Here is a 21,453-nt window from a genome sequence, read left to right as displayed (position 1 = left end):
TGGATTGCACATATGCGGTCCCGTGTGGTGCAGGTCAGGAACGCAGGACCCGCCGCAGGCCCGCCAGCCGGTCAATGACCACCATGGCGACTGCCGAAAGTAAGATGAGCGATCCTGCCAGCGCCGCTGCCACCGCGTCGTACTGGAATTTGATATAGGCGAAGAGCTCGACCGGCAGCGGCGTCCAGCCTGGCGGTGCAAGAAACACCGAGATCGGAAAGTCGTTCCAGGACAGGATGAAGCACAGCGCGAAGCTTGAGATCAGCCCGGTGCGGATCACCGGCAGCGTTATCGAGAACAGCGTCCGAATGCGGCCCGCGCCCACGTTTTGCGCGGCCTCTTCATAGCTGGGATCGAGATTGTGCAGGCTCGCCGTCAGGATGCGCAGCGCATAAGGCATGATATGGATCGTATGCCCCACCAGCAGCGGCACGAGGCCGGAGCCATATCCCACCCGTACAAACCAGATATAGAGCGCCAGGCTGAAGATGGTCGTCGGGATCAGCAGCGGCGACATCAGCAGAAGGTTGATCGCGCCCTTGCCTCGAAAATCATTGCGCACCAGCGCCATGGCTGCGGGCAGCGCCAGCGCATTGGCCAGCGTGGCTGCCACGATGCCAAGGACAAGGCTGACCCCCATGCCGCGCAGGAAGGTCTTGGAACTCCATGCGGCCTTGAACCAATCCAGCGTGAAACCGTTCGGCGGCAGGATGAACTCGCGCGGGTTGACCGCCACGATCAGCGTGACAGCGATCGGGAAGATCAGGAAGGCCATCATCAGCAGCGTGAAAAATCGCAGGGCAATCGTGCCAAGATCAAGCCGCGTCATCGCTTTGCCTCCAGTCGGTTGAGAATGATCCGACCGAAAAGAGCGGCCATGCCTACAAGGATGAGTGCGTTCACTGCCACCATGATCACCGACAGCGCCGAGGCGAAGGGAAGATCATTGTTCAGCAGCGCCTCGCGATAGATGATCAGGCCGATCATCTGCGTATTGCTGTTGCCGATCATCAGCGGCACCGCGAAAGCCGAGAAGTTCAGCGAAAAGACGATGACGAGAGCGGCATAAAGCCCCGGCATGGTCATCGGGAAGACCACCTTCCAGAAGGCGGTCCAGCGGCTGGCGCCGACATTGCGTGCGGCCTCGACCAAGAAGGGGTTGAGGCGTTCGAGGCTGTCGAGCAGCGACAACACCACATAGGGCGCGCCGATATAGACCAGCAGGATCACCACCCCCTTGATGTCCCACATGTAGCGCACCGGCCGGTCATAGACATGCAGCGCGATCATCAAGGAATTGAGCAGCCCGCCGCCGCGGAAGATCACGATCCAGCCATAGACCAAGGTTACCAGACCGATCAGCAGCGGGGCCATGATCAGTGCCATCAGGATATTGCGCTGCAACCCGGTGGTTTTCACGATGTAAAGCGCGACCGGATAGGCACATATGACCGAGATTGCCGTTGCCACAACCGCGATGCGGATCGAAAACCAGAGCGTGTTCACCAGGTACCAGGGGTCGCCCAGGAAACGGATATAATTGTCGAGCGTCATCGCCTCGACAACATAGGCGCCATCGCCAAGTTCGTTGAAGCTGGTGCGCAATACCCACAGCATGGGCAAAGCGACAAAGATCAGCAGCGCGATAAGTGCGGGGGCCAGCGGGGGGAGCAGACGTCGGATCATCGCTCAGCCTCGCGGATCATGCGGGATCACCCGCAGATGCTCGGGCAGTACGCAGATCCAGACCCTGCTGCCGCCCGCGAGGAAGTTATCGAAATTATGCACCTCGGCGCGCAGGATCTCGCCGCTGTCGAGCCGGACAGTATAACGCAGCACAGCGCCGAAATATTCAGAAAGCGCGACACTGCCGGCCAGCACATTGGGGCCCGAAAGTTCGGTGGCAGAGATCGTCACCCGCTCGGGGCGGATCAATGCGCGTACCGCACCTCCCTGCGCTACCGGCACGCGTGCCTGTGCATGCAGCATCTGGCCCGAGGCCAGACGCACCCCGACGATCCCGCCCTGTGTATCGCTGGCGGTGCCTTCGAGGAAATTCGTGATACCTACGAAATCCGCGACGAAACTGGTGGCGGGATTTTCGTAAAGCTCATAGGGCGCGGCGATCTGTTCGACCCTGCCGCGATTCATGATCACGACCCGGTTTGACATGGAAAGCGCCTCTTCCTGATCATGGGTCACATAAAGCGTCGTCATCTTCATGCGTGCCTGCAACTCCTTGAGTTCGCGGCGCATGACCACGCGCAGCGCGCGGTCGAGGTTCGACAGCGGCTCATCCATCAGCAGCACCTGCGGTTCAAGCGCCAATGCTCGGGCAAGCGCCACCCGCTGCTGCTGCCCGCCCGAAAGCTGGCGCGGCAGACGGTCCTCGTAGCCCGAGAGACCGGTAACCGACAGCGCCTCCTCGATCTTGCTGCGGATGACATCACGCGGTTTGCGTCGCAGTTTCAGCCCGAACGCCACGTTCTCGGCCACCGTCATATGCGGCCAGAGCGCATAGTTCTGGAACACGAAACCCAGATCGCGCTTGTCGGGGGGCAGGTGGGTGACCTCGCGGCCATGCACGCGGATCGCACCGCCGGAGGTGTCGGTGAAGCCCGCAATCATCCGCAGCGTCGTGGTCTTGCCACAGCCGCTGGGGCCAAGAAGCGAAACGAACTCGCCCTCGGCGACATTGAAGGAGACATCGTCCACGGCCAGCATGGTGCCGTAGCTCTTCAGGACTCCCTGGACTTGAATGGCATCGTCGGACATAGGCTGCATTTCATCCTGATTCTTTCGGCGGTTGCCGGCCCTGGGGATCGTGGCGGCCGGTTGGGCCGCCACGGGATTGAAACCGCTCAGCGCCCGATTTTCTGATTCAGACGTTGCTGCCAGCTGGCCTTGTTGGCGGTGATCTTTTCCTGATCCGGCAGGTAGAGACGTTCGAAGGCGTCGCCCATCACCAACAGGTCGCGATAGGGGGTATCCTCGGGCACCTCGGCATTTTTCACCGTGGGTGCATAAAGATTGTGTGTCGCGAAGGCGACCTGGACCTCGGGGCTAAGAACGTAGTCCACGAACTTCGCCGCCATGTCGAGATTGGTCGCATCCTTGTGGATATTGATGGTCGAGATAAGCGGGAAGGTGCCCTCGTCCGGGCGCACGAAGGCGATGTTATCGGCGCCTTTCGACAGCAGATCGCGCATCCGCCCGGTGGCCATCATCCCGATCCAGGCGTCCCCGGTCTCGAACAGCGATACCATCTGGCTTTCCACATCCAGCGCGCCGATCAGGTTGCCGTTCTTGAACAGTTCGGCCATGCGGTCGAGGCCCGGTTCGATGTCGTCGATGCTGCCGCCGTTCTGCTCGGCCTCCATCACCGTCAGGCTAAGCGCGGGGATATGATCGATGCCATAGATCACCACCGCGCTTCTGTAGTCGGCATCCCACAGCGCATCCCAACTGGTGGGCGGTTCCGATATCTGGTCGGTGTTATAGGCCAGCACGTAGTCGCCGACATTGGCAAAGATGGTGTAGTCCGAATAGACGGCGTTGTCATAGAGATTGGCCATGTTCGGAATTTTCTGCGGGTCGAGCGGCGCCCAAAGTCCCTCTTTTTCGCCGGCGATGGAGTTGAGGAGGGTGTTGGTCACCACATCCACCTGACCAAGCCGAGCTTTGATCAAGTGATCGGGGCTTGAGCCCACGACCCATTCTATGCGGCAGTTATTTACCTTTTCAAAGGCTTCGGCCACGGATTCGTAGGTGGCCTGATAGCTGCCGCCCCAGGTGGTGACGCGCAGCATGCAATCCTGTGCCGAAGCTGTGCCGACCCAGAAGGTCGAAAGGGCGAGGCCGGCTAGGAGATGTTTGGTGTTCATGGGGGACTCCTGTTGGAGAATGAAGAGGGGGCGGGTCCGCCGCCCACGGGTTCTGCCGGCCCGCTTCTGCGGCGGGCGCGGCGGTTTTCAGGTGCTCAGTCAGGCGCCCGCGCTGCACGGCGTGCGCGAAGATCGCTAAGGGAATAGCGGCAATGGATCGCCTCGGGGTCGATGATCATCTCGATCAGGGCAGGCTTTCCGGCAGCCAAGGCTCGCTCAAAGGCCGGGGCGAACTCCTCGGTCGTGGTCACCCGCTCGCCATGGGCGCCATAAGCTTGCGCCAGCAGCAGGAAGTCGGGATTGGTCAGGTCCGTGCCGTTCACGCGGCCATTCAGGCGGTTTTCCTCATGGATGCGGATCGTGCCGTAAAGCCCGTTGTTGAAAAGCAGGATGACGATATTGGCGCCGTATTGCACGGCCGTCGCCAGTTCCTCGCTGCTCATCTGGAAGCAGCCGTCCCCCACGAAATCCACCACCACCCGTTCGGAATAGGCCAGTTTCGCCGCTATGGCCGCGGGCAGGGAATAGCCCATGCTGCCGCTGATGGGACCAAGCTGGGTGTGTAGCCGGTAATGCGGAAAATAGCGCTGGCTCCAGGTAGCATAGGCGCCGACCCCGTTGGTGACGATGGCGTCCTCGGGCAAGCGCTCACGCAACCAGCCCATTACCCCGGGCAGGTCGATCGCGCCGGGGCAGGGCTGGGGTTCGCGCTCTGCCAGCAAGGTTGCCCGCAGCTTGGCGGTCCATTCCGCATGCGTGGGGACCGGGCGGGCATCATGACCTGCCAGCGCACCGGCGGTGGCGTCGTTGTCGGCGACCAGGGCCAAGTCAACCTGGAACACCCGGTTCAGGTCGGCATGGTCGGCCATGACATGGACGATCTTCTGCTTGGGGTGAGGGATCGAGAAAAGCGTGAACCCCTCCATATAACCTGCGCCGATGGTGTTCACGTCGCTCAGCGCGTCGTTGAGCATCAGCACGAAGTCCGCCTCTTTGATATGGGCAAGAAGCGCGGGATTCGAGCCGATGCCGATTTCGCCGGCATAGCAGTCCAGGCGGTGGTCGATGATGTCGCGGCGGCGAAACGTCGTCACCACCGGCAGGCCCAAGCGGGTGGCAAAGCTCTGGATGTCCTCGCGCGCGGTCTCGCTCCAATCCGAGCCGCCGACGACGACCAGCGGCCGTTCGGCTTCGCCGAGCATTCCGAAAATACGCTCAAGATCCTGTTGGCGTGGGGCGCCTGCATGGGACGCGCTTGCGGGCCGGATCGAGGGGGCGACATCGCAGTACTCCTCCAGCACGTCCTCGGGAACGACGAGCACCACCGGCCCGCGCCGCCCAGACAGCGCCGTGGCCCAGGCGCGCTGAACGAATTCGGGTATACGGGCGGGGTCGTCGATCTGCGCCACCCATTTTGCCATGGGGGCGAACATCGTGCGGAAGTCATAGGCCATGAAGGCTTCGCGTTCCAGAATCGCGCGTTTTACCTGTCCCACGATCAGGATCATGGGCGAACTGTCCTGGAAGGCGGTATGGACGCCATTGACCGCGTTGGTGGCGCCGGGGCTGCGGGTAACGAAGGCAACGCCCGGCTGGCCTGTCAGCTTGCCATGCGCCTCGGCCATCTGCGCCGCGCCGTTTTCATGCCGGCAACTGATCGCGCGGATCTCGGGGTGTCGCGTCGCCAAGGCGTCGAGCGCAAGAAGAAAACTCTCGCCCGGCACGTGATAGACAATCTGCGCACCGTTCAGCGCCAGTTCGTCGGCAAGGATTTCTGCACCTTTTCTCATGATATTCACCCGATGACGAAGGGGTCGGCGATTTCCTCGGCAGTCGAAAGCCAAATGGCCTTGGTCTGGAGGAACTCGCGGATACCCTCGATGCCGTTCTCGCGACCGATGCCGCTTTTCTTGTAGCCGCCGAAGGGCGTGGTATAGGAAACATCCCGATAAGTGTTGACCCAGACGCTGCCCGCTTCGATGCGCTGGGACATCAGCAGCGCGCGGCGCATATCGGCGGTCCAGACCCCGGCGGCCAGGCCGAATTCGCTGTCATTGGCGATGGCGATGGCCTCTTCGGGTTCATCGAAAGGGATGGCAGCCAGCACGGGGCCGAAGACCTCTTCGCGGGCGATGCGCATGTCATTGTTCACGCCGGCAAAAATCGTAGGTTCGATGAAGAAGCCGCTGGCGCATTCTTCAATGTTAGGACGCTTGCCGCCCAGGATCAGATCGGCGCCTTCCTTGCCGGCGATATCGATATAATCCAACACCTTTTGATATTGCATCGCATTGGCGATTGGGCCGATGCGGGTCTCCATGTGCTTGGGGTCGCCGATGCGGGCGGTCGTCGTGAAGGCAGTGAGTTTTTCCAGAAACTCGTCATGCACCTTGCGATGCACCAATAGCCGCGAGCCGGCGATGCAGGTCTGGCCCACGGCGCCAAAGATGCCCCCGACCACGCCACGCACGGCATTGTCCAGGTTGGCGTCATCGAAGACGATATTCGGAGATTTGCCGCCCAGTTCCAGACTGACACGCTTGATGTCCTTTGCCGCCAGAGAATAGAGATGCGCGCCGGTCTTAGTCGAGCCGGTAAAGCCGACGTGTCGTGTCAAGGGATGGGTGACCAGCGGTTCACCCACCTCCGGGCCGTAGCCGGTGACGACGTTGATGACTCCCGGCGGAAAGCCGGCTTCGTCGACCAACTCCATCAGTTTGAGCGCAGTGGCCGATGTATATTCGGCCGGTTTCATCACCAGCGTGCAACCCGCGGCCAGCGCCGGCGCGGCCTTGAGCGAGAACAGGAACAGCGGCGCGTTCCACGGCACGATGCCAACGCAGACGCCTAGCGGTTCGTGACGCGAAAAGCTCAGCGCGTCCTTGTCGCAGGGATGCACGGCCCCCTCGATCTTGTCGGCAAGACCGGCGTAATAGTGATACCAGCGCGGGATATAGCGGATCTGATGGCGCATTTCGGCCAGCAGGCGGCCGTTGTCGCGAACCTCGATCTCGGCCAGCGCATCGGCATTGGCCTCGATCAGGTCGCCGAATTTCGAAATGATGCGGCCCCGCGCGCTGGGGTGCATCCTGCCCCACGGCCCTTCCTTGAAGGCGCGGTGTGCTGCCTGGATGGCGCGGTCGGCATCTTCGGCATTGCCGCGCGGAACCAGTGCCCAGGGTTTGGCCGTATAGGGGTCCACCGTCTCAAGATACTCCCCCGAAGTGGGGGCGACCCATTGGCCATCGATATACATGGACAGTTTCGGCAGGCTTTCCGTGGACATGGTCACTCCATTCTTGCAGGGCTTCTGCTGGTGGTGCCGAGGTTACATCGTGAATACGACTCAGCTACCATATGTCTTAGCATACAAAATGATATTACTAATGTCTGTCAACAATAGACTTTGGAGATATGCAAGATAGGGCATTTTGATTAAAAATTAGGCAATAATGCTGAAGGATGTCTCTTTTCGGTCCAATTCGTGAGAAAGTCGGGCCTAAACCGCGTCGATTTTGCTTGCATTGTAAGAAAGCATAGGGTGATAACGCATCAATAGTGATATTACTTTGGATGTTGCAGTGAGCACGGATCAACCCCTTTACGAACAGATCAAAAGCGCAATCGACCGACGGATCGAGGCCGAGGAATGGCCTGCGAACTTCCAGGTCCCCTCGGAAGAGGATCTGGCGGGCGAATTCGGGGCCTCGCCGCTGACCGTGCGTCGGGCGTTGCGCGAATTGCAGGCTGACGGGGTGCTGTTGCGCATCCAGGGAAGGGGCACCTTCGTGATCGGGCCGCGCATGCAATGTGCAGTCTTCAACCTGCCTGATATTTCCGAAGAGATCGCCTATTCGGGCGGAGCGCATTCCTGCCGGGTTCTGCATCATGCGATCCTGGGGCGCGACAGCCCGGGGCGGCACATGCTGCAGCTTGCACCGGACGATACCGTCTTTCACTCGCGCCTGCTGCATCTTGAAGATGGCACGCCGATCCAGCTTGAGGACCGCTATGTGAACGCTGCCGAGGCGCCGGCGTATCTGGAGCAGGATTTCTCTCGTTTCACCCCGCACAATTGGCTTTTGCGCGAGACCACCGTGACGACGGTGGACAACACCATCCGCGCCATCCGCGCCGACGAGGAAGTGCGCAAGCACCTCCAGATCGACGAGAACCAGCCCTGCCTGCTGCTTGATCGTTCGACGTGGCGGGACGGTATCCCTGTGACGCGCAGCCGCTTCATTTATCCCGGCGACCGCTATCGCCTGCGCTCTACCCACGAGGCGCGTTCCAACCGCATCGTTCCCACGCTGCAAGGCGGAAAAGCGCGCTGATCCCACCATCCAGGGAAATACCCGAAGGAGGCCGACATGAGAGAATTCGTCCACAAGCTCAAAGCCCGTGGCGACCTGCTGGTCGTCGATCGTGAGATCGATCCGGCGCATGAGCTTGCCGCCGTCACCCAGCTTGCGCAGAAAAAATGGGCAAAGCCGGTGATGTTCACCAATGTGAAGGGCACAAGCTTTCCGGTGGTAAGCAATGTCTACAGCACGCGTGAACGGCTGGGCGAGGTGATCGGCATCGATTCTGCCGATTTCTGCCGGCAATGGAGCAGGCTTTCTTCGCTGGGCGCCGCCGACATGCAAGATGCGCTCGTGCCCGCCTCAGCGGCCGATCTGCCCGAGTATGAAGAGGTGAAGCTTTCCGATCTTCCGCTCATCACCTATTCGGACCGCGATGGCGGAGCTTATTTCACCTCGGCCATGTTCATTGCGAAAGATCCCGAAACCGGCGTGGGCAACCTCTCTTATCACCGCTCGATGTATATCAACGACGGTGAGTTGCGTTGTCGCCTTGCACCGCGTCACCATCTGACGATCTATCACGAGAAGGCCGAAAAGATGGGCCGTCCGCTTGAAGCCGCGATGCTTATCGGACCGCCGGCCCACGCCTTTCTTACCGCAGCCGCACCTTTGCCCTATGATGTGGATGAGCTTGAGGTCGCGGCGCGGTTGCGCGGCAAGCCCATCCCCATGCGCAAGTGCAACCATATCGATCTTGAAGTGCCGGCCGAGACCGAGGTGGTGATCGAGGGTCGCTTCCTGCCCAACGTCCGCCTGCCCGAGGGCCCCTTTGGCGAGTTCATGGGCTATTATGTGGCCGAGGCGCCGAATGCCGTCTTCGAGGTGCTGGGCGTCACGGTCCGCAAGGATGCGTTGTTTCACTCCATCCTCTGCGGTTCGCCCGAAGAGGTGCTGACGTTGGAGCTTTCGGTCTCGGCCAATATCTACCAGCGGCTTTCCGCGGCTTTGCCCGGCATCGTGAACGTGACCTGCCAGCCCTTCGTGAACCATGCCGTCGTGCAGATCGAACCGCAGTTCGAAGGCCACGCCCGACAGGTCATGTTGGCCACCATCGGTGCCGAGCCGATCTGGGCCAAGCAGATCACCGTGGTCGATACCGATGTGAACATCTACGACATGGACGACGTGCAATGGGCGATCCTGACCCGCTGCCGTCCCGATAAGGACATGATGATCATTCCCGAAACCCCCTCGTTCTATCGTGACGAACAAAAGGATCATTGGGGCAGGCTGCTTGTCGATGCCACCAAACCCTGGGGGCGGGAGGCCGAGTTCGAGAGAAAACGGCTGCGCCTAGGCGATGAAGTCCGCGCCGAAGACTGGTTCCCGGGGCTCTGAGATGACTGTGCGGCGGCTCGTCATCGGTATCTCTGGCGCTTCGGGTGCCGCCTATGGCATTGCGGCGCTGGCATTGGCGCGCGGGGCGGGGGTGGAAACCCATCTGGTGGTGTCCCGCTCGGCCCTCTTGACGCTGAATCAGGAACTGGGCCTGAAAAGCGCCGATCTGGATGGTCGTGCGGATTTTATGCATCCAGTGGCCGACATCGGTGCCAGCATTGCCTCGGGTTCGTTTCGCACCATGGGAATGTTGATTGCGCCCTGCTCTGTCAGGACCATGTCCGAGATTGCCACCGGCGTTACCTCGACCTTGATGAGCCGTGCTGCGGATGTCGTGCTCAAGGAACGTCGACGGCTGGTCCTGATGCTGCGCGAAACGCCGCTGCATCTGGGTCATCTGGAGACGATGACGCGACTGACGCAGATGGGCGCGATCATCATGCCCCCCGTGCCCGCATTCTACACCAAGCCGCAGGATCTGGAGGAGGTCGTGACGCACTCCACTGCGCGGGCGCTCGACCTTTTTGATGTCGACACCGGGGCGGTGCGACGCTGGAATGGGCTGAAGAACGCCCTTGCCGGAGAGATGCCATGACCTCAGGTCGCCGCGCGATTCATGGTGTGATGCTTGGCATCATCGTGCTGGACACGGGGTTTTGTCGCCTGCCGGGCGACATCGCCCATACCGGCACCTGGCCCTTTCCGGTCCAGTTCCGGGTCGTGCGCGGGGTCAGGCCGCGCGACGTTATCGAAGGCGATCCGCGTCATTCGCTCGATGCCTTCCGCGCCGCCATCGACGAGCTGGCAGAGCTCGGCTGTTCGGCGATCACCACGAGTTGCGGGTTTCTTGCCGCGCTTCAGGACGAGTTGACCCGGCATTCTCCGGTGCCCTTCCTATCCTCGGCGCTGCTCCAGATTCCGATGATCCAGCGCATCCTGCCCGTGGGCCGCGTGCCGGGGCTGATCGTCTCGGATTCCTCGGCGCTGGATGCCCGGCATTTTCGCGGCGTGGGTGTAACCTCCGGGCTGCCCATGGCGGCGCTGCCCTTCGATGGCCCCCTGCTGCGCAACATGCGCGAACATGCGCCCGAGGTGGATCGCCCTGCGCAAGAGGCCGACGTGATGGCCGCGACCGCCGGTTTGCTGGCCCGTCACCCAGAGATCGGTGCGCTGGTCTTCGAATGCGCCAATCTGCCGCCTTATTCGGCTGCGGTTTCGCGTCGCTTCGGCCTTCCCGTATTCGATATCGTCACGCTTGTGCGCTGGATGCATCTGTCCCTGCAACCCGAGGAGTGGGCGGGATGATTGCGGCCGGCGAACTGGTCGTCATCGGTGGCGGCTTGATCGGCGCTGCCCTTGCCTGGGGCGCGGCACGAGCGGGGGCCGATGTAACCCTGCTGGACGAAGGTGACATCGCCTTTCGCGCGTCGCGCGGGAATTTCGGTCTGGTCTGGCTGCAAGGCAAGGGGCTGGGTCATCCTGAATACATGCATTGGTCGATCCGTGCGGGCAGGCGCTGGCCCGAACTTGCCCGCATTCTGGCGGAGGAAAGCGGGATCGACATCGGTTGGCGGGGCGGTGGCGGGTTGCATTTCTGCTGCTCGGCAGAGGAGTTGGAGCAGCGTCGGTCGCTGATCGCCCGCACCCGTGCCGAAGCCGCCGACATAAGCATCGAGTTGCTCGACCGCGATGCCCTGCGCGAGATTGCCCCCGGGATCGGCCCCGAGGTGCTGGGTGCCTCGCTTTCAGACCTCGATGGCGAGGTAAGTCCGCAGTTTGCCCTGCGCGCCTTTCATGAGGGGCTGGTGCGGCACGGCGGCCGGCTTCGGGTCAATTTTTCGGCGCGCGAAATCCGACGCGATCCGCGCCGGGGCTTCGTGATCCGCGATGCCTCGGGGACCGAAGTCGCGGGTCGCCGGGTCGTGATCGCAGCCGGCCTTGGTGCAAATGCACTGGCGCGTCAGGTGGGGCTTGAGCCGCATCTTGTGCCCGAACGCGGACAGATCGTCGTTACCGACCGGGTGGCGCCCTTTCTGCACCATCCTGCCAGCGCCATCCGCCAAAGCCGCGAAGGCACGGTTTTGCTTGGCAGCACGCATGAGGACGCCGGCTTTTCCACCGCGACCGATGTTGAAGCCATCGCCCGGCTTTGCCGCATCGGCACGCGGCTTTTTCCGGCGCTGCGCGCGGCACGGCTGATCCGGGCTTGGGCCGCCCTCAGGATCATGTCGCCCGACGGCCTGCCGATCTATGACGAATCGCCCGAGATGCCGGGGGCCTTCCTCGTCACCTGTCACAGCGGAGTTACGCTGGCGAGCCTACATGCGCTCGAACTTGGCCCGGCCCTTGCCCAAGGCCATCTTGGTGCCGCCCCCCAATCCATGCGGAGTGCGCGCCTTGCCCATGTTCCGGCTTGATCCCCTTGCGCCCGAGGCGGGTGCCGAGTTGCTCTTCGAGGGGCAGCCATTGCGGTTCTGGCCGGGTGAAACCGTGGCCGGCGTGTTGATGGCTGCCGGGATCACGAGTTTCCGTGAAACCCCGGCCTCCGGCGCCGCGCGCGGACCTTGGTGCCTGATGGGCGTCTGCTTCGACTGTCTCGTCAGCATAGATGGCCGGGAAAACCAGCGCGCCTGCATGGTGCCCGCGCGGGCCGGGATGCAGGTGCGACGCCAGATCGGCGCCCGGCGCGATGCTGCAGGCACGGAGGAATGAGCGTGTGGGACGCGATTGTCATCGGCGCCGGCCCGGCTGGAATAGGCGGTGCCAGCCTTCTGGCGGAAGGGGGCGCGCGCGTTTTGCTTATCGACGAGGCACCCGGTCCCGGCGGCCAGATCTGGCGCGGAATCGAGACGGCGCCCCCCGGCCGCGCAGCCATCCTTGGCCCCGATTACCGGGCCGGAGCCGCGGAGGTGGCGCGGCTGCGGGCCAGCGGTGCTTCCCTTGCCTTCTCGACCGAAGCCTGGCGGGTTGAGCCTGACGGTGTGGTCTGGCTGAGGGATGCGCGGGGCCTGCGCCGCGAAACGGCCCGGTATTTGCTGATCGCTACCGGCGCGATGGAGCGGCCGGTCCCGCTGCCCGGCTGGACGCTGCCGGGGGTGACAACCATCGGCGGCCTGCAAATCCTGCTCAAGCGCGAGGGGATGCTGCCTCAGGGGCCGCTTGCGCTGGTGGGAACGGGGCCGCTCGTCTATCTCTATGCGGCGCAATGCCTGTCAGCGGGCAAGCGCGATCTGGTACTTGTCGATACCGGCCGTCCGGGGGCCATGTTTGCGGCCCTACGGCATCTGCCGCGTGCGCTGCTGGGACGCGGCCCGGCTTACCTCGCCAAGGGCGCCGGGCTGTTGTGGCGGTTGCGCCGGGGGGGAATTCCCACCCATGCCGGTGCCCGCGAGATCAGGATCGAACCCGACGCGCAGGGCGATTTGGTTCTGAGCTTCTTCAGCCGGGGTCCACACACACTACGCTTGTCCCGGATTGGCCTGCATGAAGGGATTATTCCCGAAACCCATCTGCTGCGCAGCCTGGGGTGCCGGATGGTCTGGTCGCAAACCGCCACCGCCTTCCACCCGGATCGGGATCGCGACCTGCGCAGTTCGTTGAGCCATGTCCATGTCGCAGGCGATGCCGGCGGGATCGGCGGGGCAACGGTGGCCCTGCTCGAAGGGCGCATCGCTGCCATGGCCATTCTGGATCGCCTCGGCCGCGCGGTCGATCCGCTGCTGGTCTCGGCCACGCATCGTGCGCGCCGCGCGCATCTTGCCGCCCGCCCGCTGATCGAGCGCCTTTATCACCCGGCACCCGACGTAATGATGCCGCCCGACGAAGTCGTCGCCTGCCGCTGCGAGGAGGTGCGCTGTGGCGAGATCCGGGCAAGCCTTGCCGCCGGCAATGCCGGGCCGAACCAACTCAAGGCGTTCCTGCGTTGCGGCATGGGACCCTGTCAGGGCCGGATCTGCGGCCCGACCCTGGCGCAGTTGACGGCCCAGATGCGCGGCATGACCATGGAGGAGGCGGGCTGGCTTACCGTCCGCCCGCCTCTGCGCCCGGTAAGCCTGGGCGAGGTCGCCGATCTCGTTGGTGAGGGGCCGTGACAATGCCTGCAATCTTGCGATATGTCGCGATGCCTTATCAGGTGGATGAATGCGACCGGCGGGCAGAACGACCAGCCGGGTATCCATTCCGTGCCCCCTTTGGTCTATGGGGACAGTGGTATCGGGCCGACCCAAGGGAGGACGGCAATGGCTACTGACAGCGATGGGATGACCGAGCTTTGGCCCTTCATGTCGAGGATCTATGCCTCGCCCGGGGTGGCCTCTGCCTGCCTGCGCTTGCAAGAGACATATGGTCTGGATATTCCGCTGCTGCTCGCCGTCCTTTACGGGGCGGTATCTGACAGGGCGCTCGATGCAGTCGCGGTGCAGGCGTTGGACGCTTCTTGCGCAGAGTGGCGGAAAACCGTGGTCCGCCCCTTGCGCCGGATCAGGACGGCGATGAAATCTGGCGACGTTATGGCTTGGAGTGCGCGCGTGCCCGCCCTGCGAGAGGCCATCAAGGCGCAGGAACTGATGGCGGAGCGGATCGAGGTCGAGGTGCTGGAAGCCCTAATCCGGTCGCTTCCGCCAGCATCTCAGCTTGGCGGCGAGAGAACCCTGGAGGATGCGGCGCGCCTGGTGCTGGACCTTCAAGCCCCAGATCGTGCCGATATGCTGCCCGAAGACGCCAGGCATATCTGCAAGGTTCTATCCAGGCTGGTGGCAGATCACGCGTTGCCCCGCCGTATGAAGCCCTGAATATTTCCCTTTGGCCTTGTGTCCTCATTTGCATGGCCGGTTCCCCACGACGTCCGACGGGGGCCTCGCTACGAGTTGCGCAACGTCGTTCTCACCCAGCCACTCAGCTCCCGCGCAGGGGTAGTCGGTTCTTCGGAAAATGGCCTGATCGGTTTGGCAAGTGGGGCGCGACCAATCCCCAAATCGGAAACCCGCCATCTTGTCAAATCGCCAGCCAGCGCAATGCGAACCGCATCCTGCATGAACTCATAGCCCGTTTCTCGCGGCCCTGGTTTCCCTGATGGCGAGCATCGCTCTCAGAAGACCGGAACGGAACCCAAGCAGTCCCCGGAACGCCTCCACGACAAGCTCGGCTTTACCCCCTCCCGTATCGGATATAAGAAATCGCTCTAAGGGGCTTCTTCGTTGCCCAAATACCCATTCCCACCACGCGCGAGGAAAGCCATGGCCGATCTCATCAACAGCTTCATGACCGGCCCGGACGAACAGGGTCGTTTCGGCATCTTCGGTGGCCGTTTCGTCAGTGAAACCCTGATGCCGCTGATCCTTGCCCTTCAGGCCGAATACGAGCACGCCAAGGACGACCCGAGCTTCTGGGCCGAAATGGACGAGCTCTGGAAACATTACGTGGGCCGACCCAGCCCGCTGTATTTCGCGCCGCGCCTGACCGAGGAGCTCGGCGGGGCCAAGGTCTATCTCAAGCGCGAAGAGCTGAATCATACCGGCAGCCACAAGATCAACAACGTGCTGGGCCAGATCCTGTTGGCGCGCCGCATGGGCAAGACCCGCATCATCGCCGAAACCGGCGCTGGCCAGCATGGCGTGGCGACCGCGACGGTCTGCGCCCGCTTTGGGCTGCAATGCGTGGTCTACATGGGCGCGCATGATGTCGAACGTCAGGCTCCGAACGTCTTCCGCATGCGGCTGCTGGGGGCCGAGGTGGTGCCGGTCACCTCGGGGCGTGGCACGCTCAAGGACGCGATGAACGACGCCTTGCGCGACTGGGTGACCAATGTGCGTGACACGTTCTATTGTATAGGCACCGTTGCCGGCCCGCATCCCTATCCGGCCATGGTTCGCGATTTTCAGTGCATCATCGGACGCGAGACCCGCTGGCAGCTTGAAGAGCAAGAGGGCAAGGGCAGGCTGCCCGACAGCGTGGTCGCGGCCATTGGCGGCGGTTCGAATGCGATGGGGCTGTTCCATCCGTTCCTCGACGATCCTTCGGTCCGCATCATCGGCGTCGAGGCTGGCGGCAAGGGCGTTGACGACCGTATGCAGCATTGCGCCAGCCTGACCGGAGGCCGCCCGGGCGTGCTGCATGGCAATCGCACCTATCTTTTGCAGGATGAGGAGGGGCAGATCCTTGAAGGTCATTCGATCAGCGCCGGGCTCGACTATCCCGGCATCGGCCCGGAACACGCCTGGCTGAAGGAACAGGGTCGCGCCGAATATGTCAGCGTCACCGATGATGAGGCGCTGACGGCTTTCCAGACCCTCTGCCGGCTTGAAGGCATCATCCCGGCGCTGGAGCCCAGCCACGCGCTGGCGCATGTCATCAAGATCGCGCCGGACCTGCCCCGCGATCACATCATGGTCGTCAACCTGTCGGGCCGGGGCGACAAGGATATCTTCACCGTCGCCAAGCACCTTGGCGCCGATATTCGCACCTGACCCTGGGTTGGGGCGTGCGCTATTTCGCGGCGCGCGCCTCAGCCACGATCTCGGTCAGATCGGCCTTGCTCAGATAGCCGAAGATGGCGCGGTCGCCGATAACGAAGCTGGGCGTGCCGACCAGCCCGATTTCATCGGCCAGTTCCAGCGACCGTCCGATCCGCTGGGTGATCTCGGGGGCCTGCATGTCGCGTTGCAGCCGGTCCACGTCCAGCCCGACCTGACGCGCAACACGCAGTACCGAGGGCTTCTCGGCCTTGCCGCGCATCCCCATCAGCGCGCGGTGAAACTCGGGATACTTGCCCTGCGCCTGTGCCGCCAGTGCCGCCATGGCCGCATAGCGCGATCCCTCGCCAAAGATCGGGATCTCATGCACCACCAGCTTCAGTTTTGGGTCAGCTTGCAGCAGCGCCATGACCTGCGGCGCAGTTTTGCGGCAAAAGCCGCAGTTGTAATCGGAAAACTCGACCAGCACGGTGTCGCCTTGCGCATTTCCCATCACCGGCAGGCCGGGACCGCTGAACACGGCCTGCTTGATCGCCGCGATCTCGGCGGGGTTATCCTGCGCTTGTGCAGTGGCCAGCGGCATGGCGCATAGAAGCGCAAGGGCGATTGCGGCAAGGGGGCGACGCATGGCATGACTCCGTTCTGGTGGCTTCTTCTGAAAGCCACTGTCGGGGGCGCTGGTCAAGCGGGCCGACATGACAATCCCGTGGGAGGGCAGCGTGGAAGCAGACCTGTTCGGAACCCGCCGCGACGAATCCATCGGTCCCGGTGCCATGATCCTGCGCGGCTTTGCGCTGGACCCGGGGATTCCGGCGCAGATTGCACGCATGACCGCAGTTTCGCCCTTTCGCCACATGCAGACACCGGGCGGGCGTCAGATCGGGGTTGAGATGACGAATTGCGGCGCGCTTGGCTGGGTCAGCGACCGGCGCGGCTATCGCTATGAGCATGACGATCCGCTGACCGGCCGGCCCTGGCCGGAAATGCCCGATCAGTTCCAGCGGCTGGCGGAGATGGCGGCCAAGCGGGCGGGGTTTGCAGGCTTTCAACCCGACGCCTGCCTGATCAACCGCTATGTGCCGGGCGTCAAAATGGGGCTGCATCAAGACCGTGACGAGGCCCGGTTTGACGCGCCTATCGTCTCGGTTTCGCTGGGCCTGCCCGCGACTTTTCAGTTCGGTGGTCCCGACCGGGGCGATCCGGTGGCGAAACATGCGCTGAACCACGGCGACGTGGTGGTCTGGGGTGGACCGTCGCGGCTGAACTGGCACGGCATCCTGACGCTGAAAAAGGGCGACCATCCGGTGACGGGCCCGGTTCGCATCAACCTGACCTTCCGCCAAGCCGCCTGAGGCCCTCCGAACCTTCACTGCCTTATGTTTCTTTCGTGACCAAATATCCCGGGGGAGCCGCGCAGCGGCGGGGGCAGAGCCCCCTTATTTCCAGATCTGCGCGTGACGGTTCACGTCCTTATAGAGCAGATAGCGGAAATTGCCCGGCCCTCCGGCATAGCAGCACTGCGGGCAAAAGGCGCGCAGCCACATGAAATCGCCGGGCCCTACCTCGACCCAGTCGCGGTTCAGACGATAGACCGCCTTGCCCTCGATCACGAACAGCCCGTGCTCCATGACATGGGTTTCCGCAAAGGGGATCGAGCCACCCGGCCGCAAGGTCACGATGGTGATGTGCATGTCGTGGCGCAGGTCGGCCGGGTCCATGAAGCGGGTGGTCGCCCAGCTGTTGTTGGTGTCGGGCATCGGGATCGGGGCAATATCGCGGTCATTGGCGATGATCACGTCGGGCTTCGACAACCCCTCGACCGCCTGCCAGCGCTTGCGCCACCAGTGAAAACGCGAGGTCTGCGTGCCGTTCCGGACCGACCATGCCATGCCGGCGGGGATATAGGCGAAACCGCCCGGCGTCAGCTCATGGGACTTGCCGTCGATGGTCAGCGTCACCGCGCCATCGGTGACAAAGATCGCGGCCTGCACGCCGGCATCGTCCTCGGGGTGGTCCGAGCCGCCGTTGGGTTCCAACTCGACGATATACTGGCTGAAGGTTTCCGCGAACCCCGACAGCGGGCGGGCGATGATCCACATCCGCATCCCCGTCCAGCCCGGCAGGAAGCTGGTCACGATGTCGCGCATCGTGCTGGCAGGAATGACGGCATAGGCATCGGTAAAGATCGCGGTGTCGGTCGTCAGGTCGGTCTGCGGCGGCAGTCCGGCAAAAGGCCCGGCATAGGTCGGGGTCTTGGCAGTCATGTCAGGTCTCCGTTGCGTCGGGGTCTTTTGGGGCCCGATCGGGTCTGGCGGACCCGCCCGCAGGCGGCGGGCGGGAGAAAGGTTCAGTTGCTTTCCAGCATCTGTTGCAGGCGCAATTCACCGATGCGGCTGACCTGGCGTTCGGCCTCGTTGCGCTCGGTGGCGGTGTCGTTATCCAGCCGCCGGCGCATGGCGGCCATGATCCCCGGCTTGTCGTGATCGCGCACGGCGATGATAAAGGGGAAGGCGTGCTTTTCTACATATGCCGTGTTCAGCTGGTCGAAATCGCTGCGCTCCGCGTCGGTCAGGCTGTCGAGCCCGGCACTAGCCTGTTCGGCAGTGCTGTCGGCGGTCAGGCGCTTGGCGGCGGCCAGCTTGCCGGCAAGATCGGGGTGCGCCAGCAGCACGCCAAGGCGTTCCTCGTCGCTGGCCGAGCGGAACACCTGCGCCATACGGGCAGCAAGGCCGGCGGCAGTATCGTGGACGCTGCCCATTTCGCCGTCCCAGACCCGCTCGGCGATCCAGGGCGAATGCTCATAGACGCTGCCGAATGTCTCGACGAATTCCTCGCGACCCATTTGCGAGGGGCGCAGTCTGGGCTGCCAGGGATGGGTTTTCGCCCAATGCCGGGCGATGTCGAGCCGGGTGGCGAACCAGACGCCCTCATGCTTGCGGGCATGTTCGAGGAACTTCTGCACGGCGATGGCGCGACCCGGCCGGCCGGCCAGCCGGCAATGCAGGCCGATGGACATCATCTTGGGAGCGCCGGCCTGACCCTCGGCATAAAGCATGTCGAAACTGTCGCGCAGATAGTCGAAGAACTCGCCCCCGGTGCCAAATCCCTGCCCCGAGGAAAAGCGCATGTCGTTGGCATCCATCGTATAGGGCACCATCAGCTGCGGGCGATCATTGTGAACATGCCAATAGGGCAGGTCGTCGGCGATGCTGTCGGCCAGATATTCGAAGCCACCTTCTTCGCTTCCCAGCGCCACCGTGTTCATCGAGGTGCGGCCCTGATAGAAGCCTCGCGGCCGCTCGCCAGTGACGCGGGTGTGCAGCTCGACCGCCTTGGCGATATGTTCGGCCTCGACTTCGCGCGGGATGTCTTTGTAATCGATCCATTTATAGCCGTGGGTGGCGATCTCCCACCCTGCGGCCTGCATGGCGGCCACTTGCTCGGGCGCGCGTTCCAGTGCGGTAGCGACCCCGTAGATGGTGACGGGAACATCCTTCAACAGGCGATGGAGACGCCAGAAACCCGCCCGTGCGCCGTAGTCGTAGATGGATTCCATGTTCCAATGGCGCTGGCCCGGCCAAGGCTGACAGCCGATGATTTCGGACAGGAAAGCTTCCGAGGCGGCGTCGCCATGTTCGATGCTGTTCTCGCCGCCTTCTTCGTAATTGATGACGATCTGCACCGCGATCCGCGCGCCGCCGGGCCATTTGGGATCGGGCGTTTGTTCGCCATAACCGATCATGTCGCGGCTGTATCGCATCGCTTGCTTCCTTTTCCCTTTTCTGGCTGACTAGCACTCATCACCTTGCGGGCCTCGCAGGCAACCCGAGAATTTCTATAAACAGAACCACAATTTCCTTGAAAGTGGTGGTTTATAAATGCCTGATTGAAACTCTGTCGCCAGACCCTGCATGGTCGTTTTCATGTCGATGGGCATAAACTGGCCGGCACGGCGGGCCATCCGCCGATGGGAGGATAAATGCTAGACAAGCAATTCGGCCTGACGGCCCACGGCACGAGCGTGAGGACAGAGGTGATCGCAGGGATCACGACCTTCCTGACGATGGCCTATATCATCTTCGTGAACCCCGAGATCCTGTCTTCGACCGGTATGGACCGCAATGCGGTCTTTGTCGCGACCTGTCTGGCTGCGGCGCTGGGATCGGCGATCATGGCGCTTTGGGCCAACTGGCCGATCGGCATGGCGCCGGGCATGGGGCTGAACGCCTTTTTCGCCTTCACAGTGGTCGGCGCGCTTGGATTCACCTGGCAGCAGGCGTTGGGGGCAGTGTTCATCTCGGGCCTGGTGTTCCTGTTCTTGTCGGTCACCGGCATCCGGCGCTGGCTGATCGCGGGGATCCCGACGTCGATGCGCAGCGCCATCGCTGCCGGTATCGGCATGTTCCTGGGGCTGATCGCGCTTAAGAACTCGGGCATCGTGGTGGACAATCCCGCGACCTTCGTGGGTTTGGGCGATTTGACCCAGACCGGCACGCTGCTGGCCATCCTGGGCTTTTTCATCATCGCGGCGCTGGACGCGCTGAAGGTGCGGGGCTCGATCCTGATCGGCATTCTGGTCATCACCGTGGTTTCGATCGCCATTGGCGCCAGCGCCTTTGGTGGGGTGATCTCGATGCCGCCTTCGATCATGCCGACCTTCATGCAGCTTGATATTGCCGGGGCGCTGACCGTTGGCATCTTCCACGTCATTCTGGTCATGGTTCTGGTCGAGGTCTTTGACGCGACCGGCACGCTGATCGGCGTCGCCAAGCGTGCCGGGCTACTGGTCGAGGGGCCGGCCCATACCAACAAGAACCTTGGACGTGCGCTTATGGCGGATTCGACGGCGATCCTTGCCGGTTCCGTATTGGGCACGAGTTCGACCACCGCCTATGTCGAAAGCGCATCGGGTGTGCAGGCGGGCGGTCGCACCGGGCTGACTGCGCTGGTCGTCGCGGCGCTGTTCTTGCTGGCGGTGTTCTTTGCGCCGCTGGCGGGATCGGTTCCGGCATACGCCACCGCACCGGCGCTGCTTTACGTCGCCTGCCTGATGGTGCGCGAGTTCGAGGAAATCCAGTGGAGCGACGTTACCGAAAGCGCACCGGCGGTGCTGACCGCGCTGATGATGCCCTTTACCTATTCCATCGCCAACGGTCTGGCTTTCGGCTTTGTCAGCTATGCGGCAATCAAGCTGCTGACCGGTCGTGCACGTGAAGTGCATGCCGCGACCTGGATCGTCGCGGCGCTGTTCGTGATCCGCTTTGCCTTTTTCGTGGAGTGATCCGGCAAACCGGGGGGCTGTCTGCCCCCCGGACCCCCCGAGGATATTTCCTCACGAAAGAAGAGTAGGTCGGGCTCTTGATTGCATGAGTACCGGAAGGTGGTTTTGAGCACCTG

Annotated in this window: 20 protein-coding genes; 11 read left to right on the top strand and 9 right to left on the bottom strand. The window is 62.9% G+C overall.

Annotation, left to right across the window (positions count from 1 at the left end):
* Positions 1-34: 34 nt before the first annotated feature.
* From JWJ88_RS19460 to JWJ88_RS19435, 6 genes are all read right to left on the bottom strand, one after another.
* A complete protein-coding gene (locus JWJ88_RS19460) occupies positions 35-829 on the bottom strand; it encodes an ABC transporter permease (RefSeq protein ID WP_205296077.1) in 795 nt (264 codons plus the stop codon).
* On the bottom strand, positions 826-1,686 hold the full coding sequence (locus JWJ88_RS19455; protein ID WP_205296076.1) for an ABC transporter permease: 861 nt from the start codon (positions 1,684-1,686) through the stop codon (positions 826-828). Before JWJ88_RS19455 ends, JWJ88_RS19460 begins: the two co-directional genes overlap by 4 nt.
* Before the next feature lie 3 nt (positions 1,687-1,689).
* The gene (locus JWJ88_RS19450; RefSeq protein WP_240200303.1) at positions 1,690-2,775 is read right to left on the bottom strand and encodes an ABC transporter ATP-binding protein; all 1,086 of its coding nucleotides are present in this window, start codon (positions 2,773-2,775) and stop codon (positions 1,690-1,692) included.
* An 86-nt stretch (positions 2,776-2,861) separates the two neighbouring features.
* Positions 2,862-3,884: an ABC transporter substrate-binding protein gene (locus JWJ88_RS19445; RefSeq protein WP_205296074.1), complete on the bottom strand. Its 1,023-nt coding sequence runs from the start codon at positions 3,882-3,884 to the stop codon at positions 2,862-2,864.
* Positions 3,885-3,979: 95 nt separating this feature from the next.
* The gene (locus JWJ88_RS19440; RefSeq protein ID WP_205296073.1) at positions 3,980-5,674 is read right to left on the bottom strand and encodes a thiamine pyrophosphate-binding protein; all 1,695 of its coding nucleotides are present in this window, start codon (positions 5,672-5,674) and stop codon (positions 3,980-3,982) included.
* Between the two features lie 5 nt (positions 5,675-5,679).
* Positions 5,680-7,170 carry an aldehyde dehydrogenase gene (locus JWJ88_RS19435; RefSeq protein WP_240200302.1) on the bottom strand — a complete coding sequence of 497 codons (1,491 nt, stop codon included), beginning with the start codon at positions 7,168-7,170 and terminating at the stop codon, positions 5,680-5,682.
* A gap of 295 nt (positions 7,171-7,465) precedes the next feature.
* Between JWJ88_RS19435 and JWJ88_RS19430 the strand changes: the two genes are divergently transcribed.
* From JWJ88_RS19430 to trpB, 9 genes are all read left to right on the top strand, one after another.
* Entirely contained in the window at positions 7,466-8,218 is a 753-nt protein-coding gene (locus JWJ88_RS19430) for a UTRA domain-containing protein (RefSeq protein WP_240200301.1), read from the top strand.
* Positions 8,219-8,254: 36 nt separating this feature from the next.
* Complete coding sequence (locus tag JWJ88_RS19425; RefSeq protein WP_205296070.1) at positions 8,255-9,586, top strand: UbiD family decarboxylase; 1,332 nt, start codon at positions 8,255-8,257, stop codon at positions 9,584-9,586.
* Between the two features lies 1 nt (position 9,587).
* Entirely contained in the window at positions 9,588-10,181 is a 594-nt protein-coding gene (locus JWJ88_RS19420) for a UbiX family flavin prenyltransferase (protein WP_205296069.1), read from the top strand.
* Positions 10,178-10,891, top strand: a complete 714-nt coding sequence (locus JWJ88_RS19415) for an aspartate/glutamate racemase family protein (RefSeq protein ID WP_205296068.1) — start codon at positions 10,178-10,180, stop codon at positions 10,889-10,891. Before JWJ88_RS19420 ends, JWJ88_RS19415 begins: the two co-directional genes overlap by 4 nt.
* Positions 10,888-12,003, top strand: a complete 1,116-nt coding sequence (locus JWJ88_RS19410) for an NAD(P)/FAD-dependent oxidoreductase (protein ID WP_205296067.1) — start codon at positions 10,888-10,890, stop codon at positions 12,001-12,003. The genes JWJ88_RS19415 and JWJ88_RS19410 overlap by 4 nt, the downstream gene beginning before the upstream one ends.
* Positions 11,990-12,298 carry a (2Fe-2S)-binding protein gene (locus tag JWJ88_RS19405; RefSeq protein WP_240200300.1) on the top strand — a complete coding sequence of 103 codons (309 nt, stop codon included), beginning with the start codon at positions 11,990-11,992 and terminating at the stop codon, positions 12,296-12,298. The genes JWJ88_RS19410 and JWJ88_RS19405 overlap by 14 nt, the downstream gene beginning before the upstream one ends.
* Entirely contained in the window at positions 12,295-13,677 is a 1,383-nt protein-coding gene (locus JWJ88_RS19400) for an FAD/NAD(P)-dependent oxidoreductase (protein ID WP_205296065.1), read from the top strand. The genes JWJ88_RS19405 and JWJ88_RS19400 overlap by 4 nt, the downstream gene beginning before the upstream one ends.
* A gap of 147 nt (positions 13,678-13,824) precedes the next feature.
* Complete coding sequence (locus tag JWJ88_RS19395; protein ID WP_205296064.1) at positions 13,825-14,376, top strand: TIGR02444 family protein; 552 nt, start codon at positions 13,825-13,827, stop codon at positions 14,374-14,376.
* 444 nt (positions 14,377-14,820) lie between these two features.
* Positions 14,821-16,050, top strand: a complete 1,230-nt coding sequence (gene trpB / locus JWJ88_RS19390) for a tryptophan synthase subunit beta (protein WP_205296063.1) — start codon at positions 14,821-14,823, stop codon at positions 16,048-16,050.
* Between the two features lie 19 nt (positions 16,051-16,069).
* Here trpB and JWJ88_RS19385 read toward each other — a convergent pair whose 3' ends face one another.
* Complete coding sequence (locus JWJ88_RS19385) at positions 16,070-16,684, bottom strand: DsbA family protein (RefSeq protein WP_205296062.1); 615 nt, start codon at positions 16,682-16,684, stop codon at positions 16,070-16,072.
* Between the two features lie 67 nt (positions 16,685-16,751).
* On the opposite strand from JWJ88_RS19385, the gene alkB reads away from it, so the two are divergent.
* The gene (alkB, locus tag JWJ88_RS19380) at positions 16,752-17,408 is read left to right on the top strand and encodes a DNA oxidative demethylase AlkB (protein WP_205296061.1); all 657 of its coding nucleotides are present in this window, start codon (positions 16,752-16,754) and stop codon (positions 17,406-17,408) included.
* 84 nt (positions 17,409-17,492) lie between these two features.
* Here alkB and JWJ88_RS19375 read toward each other — a convergent pair whose 3' ends face one another.
* Together JWJ88_RS19375 and puuE are read right to left on the bottom strand one after the other, a co-directional pair.
* Entirely contained in the window at positions 17,493-18,320 is an 828-nt protein-coding gene (locus tag JWJ88_RS19375; RefSeq protein WP_205296060.1) for a bifunctional allantoicase/(S)-ureidoglycine aminohydrolase, read from the bottom strand.
* Between the two features lie 83 nt (positions 18,321-18,403).
* The gene (gene puuE, locus JWJ88_RS19370) at positions 18,404-19,816 is read right to left on the bottom strand and encodes an allantoinase PuuE (RefSeq protein ID WP_205296059.1); all 1,413 of its coding nucleotides are present in this window, start codon (positions 19,814-19,816) and stop codon (positions 18,404-18,406) included.
* Positions 19,817-20,035: 219 nt separating this feature from the next.
* On the opposite strand from puuE, the gene JWJ88_RS19365 reads away from it, so the two are divergent.
* On the top strand, positions 20,036-21,337 hold the full coding sequence (locus JWJ88_RS19365) for an NCS2 family permease (protein ID WP_205296058.1): 1,302 nt from the start codon (positions 20,036-20,038) through the stop codon (positions 21,335-21,337).
* Positions 21,338-21,453 lie beyond the last annotated feature (116 nt).

Source organism: Paracoccus methylovorus, assembly GCF_016919705.1.
Lineage (GTDB): Bacteria > Pseudomonadota > Alphaproteobacteria > Rhodobacterales > Rhodobacteraceae > Paracoccus > Paracoccus methylovorus.
This window is presented reverse-complemented; position numbering and strand designations above follow the sequence as displayed.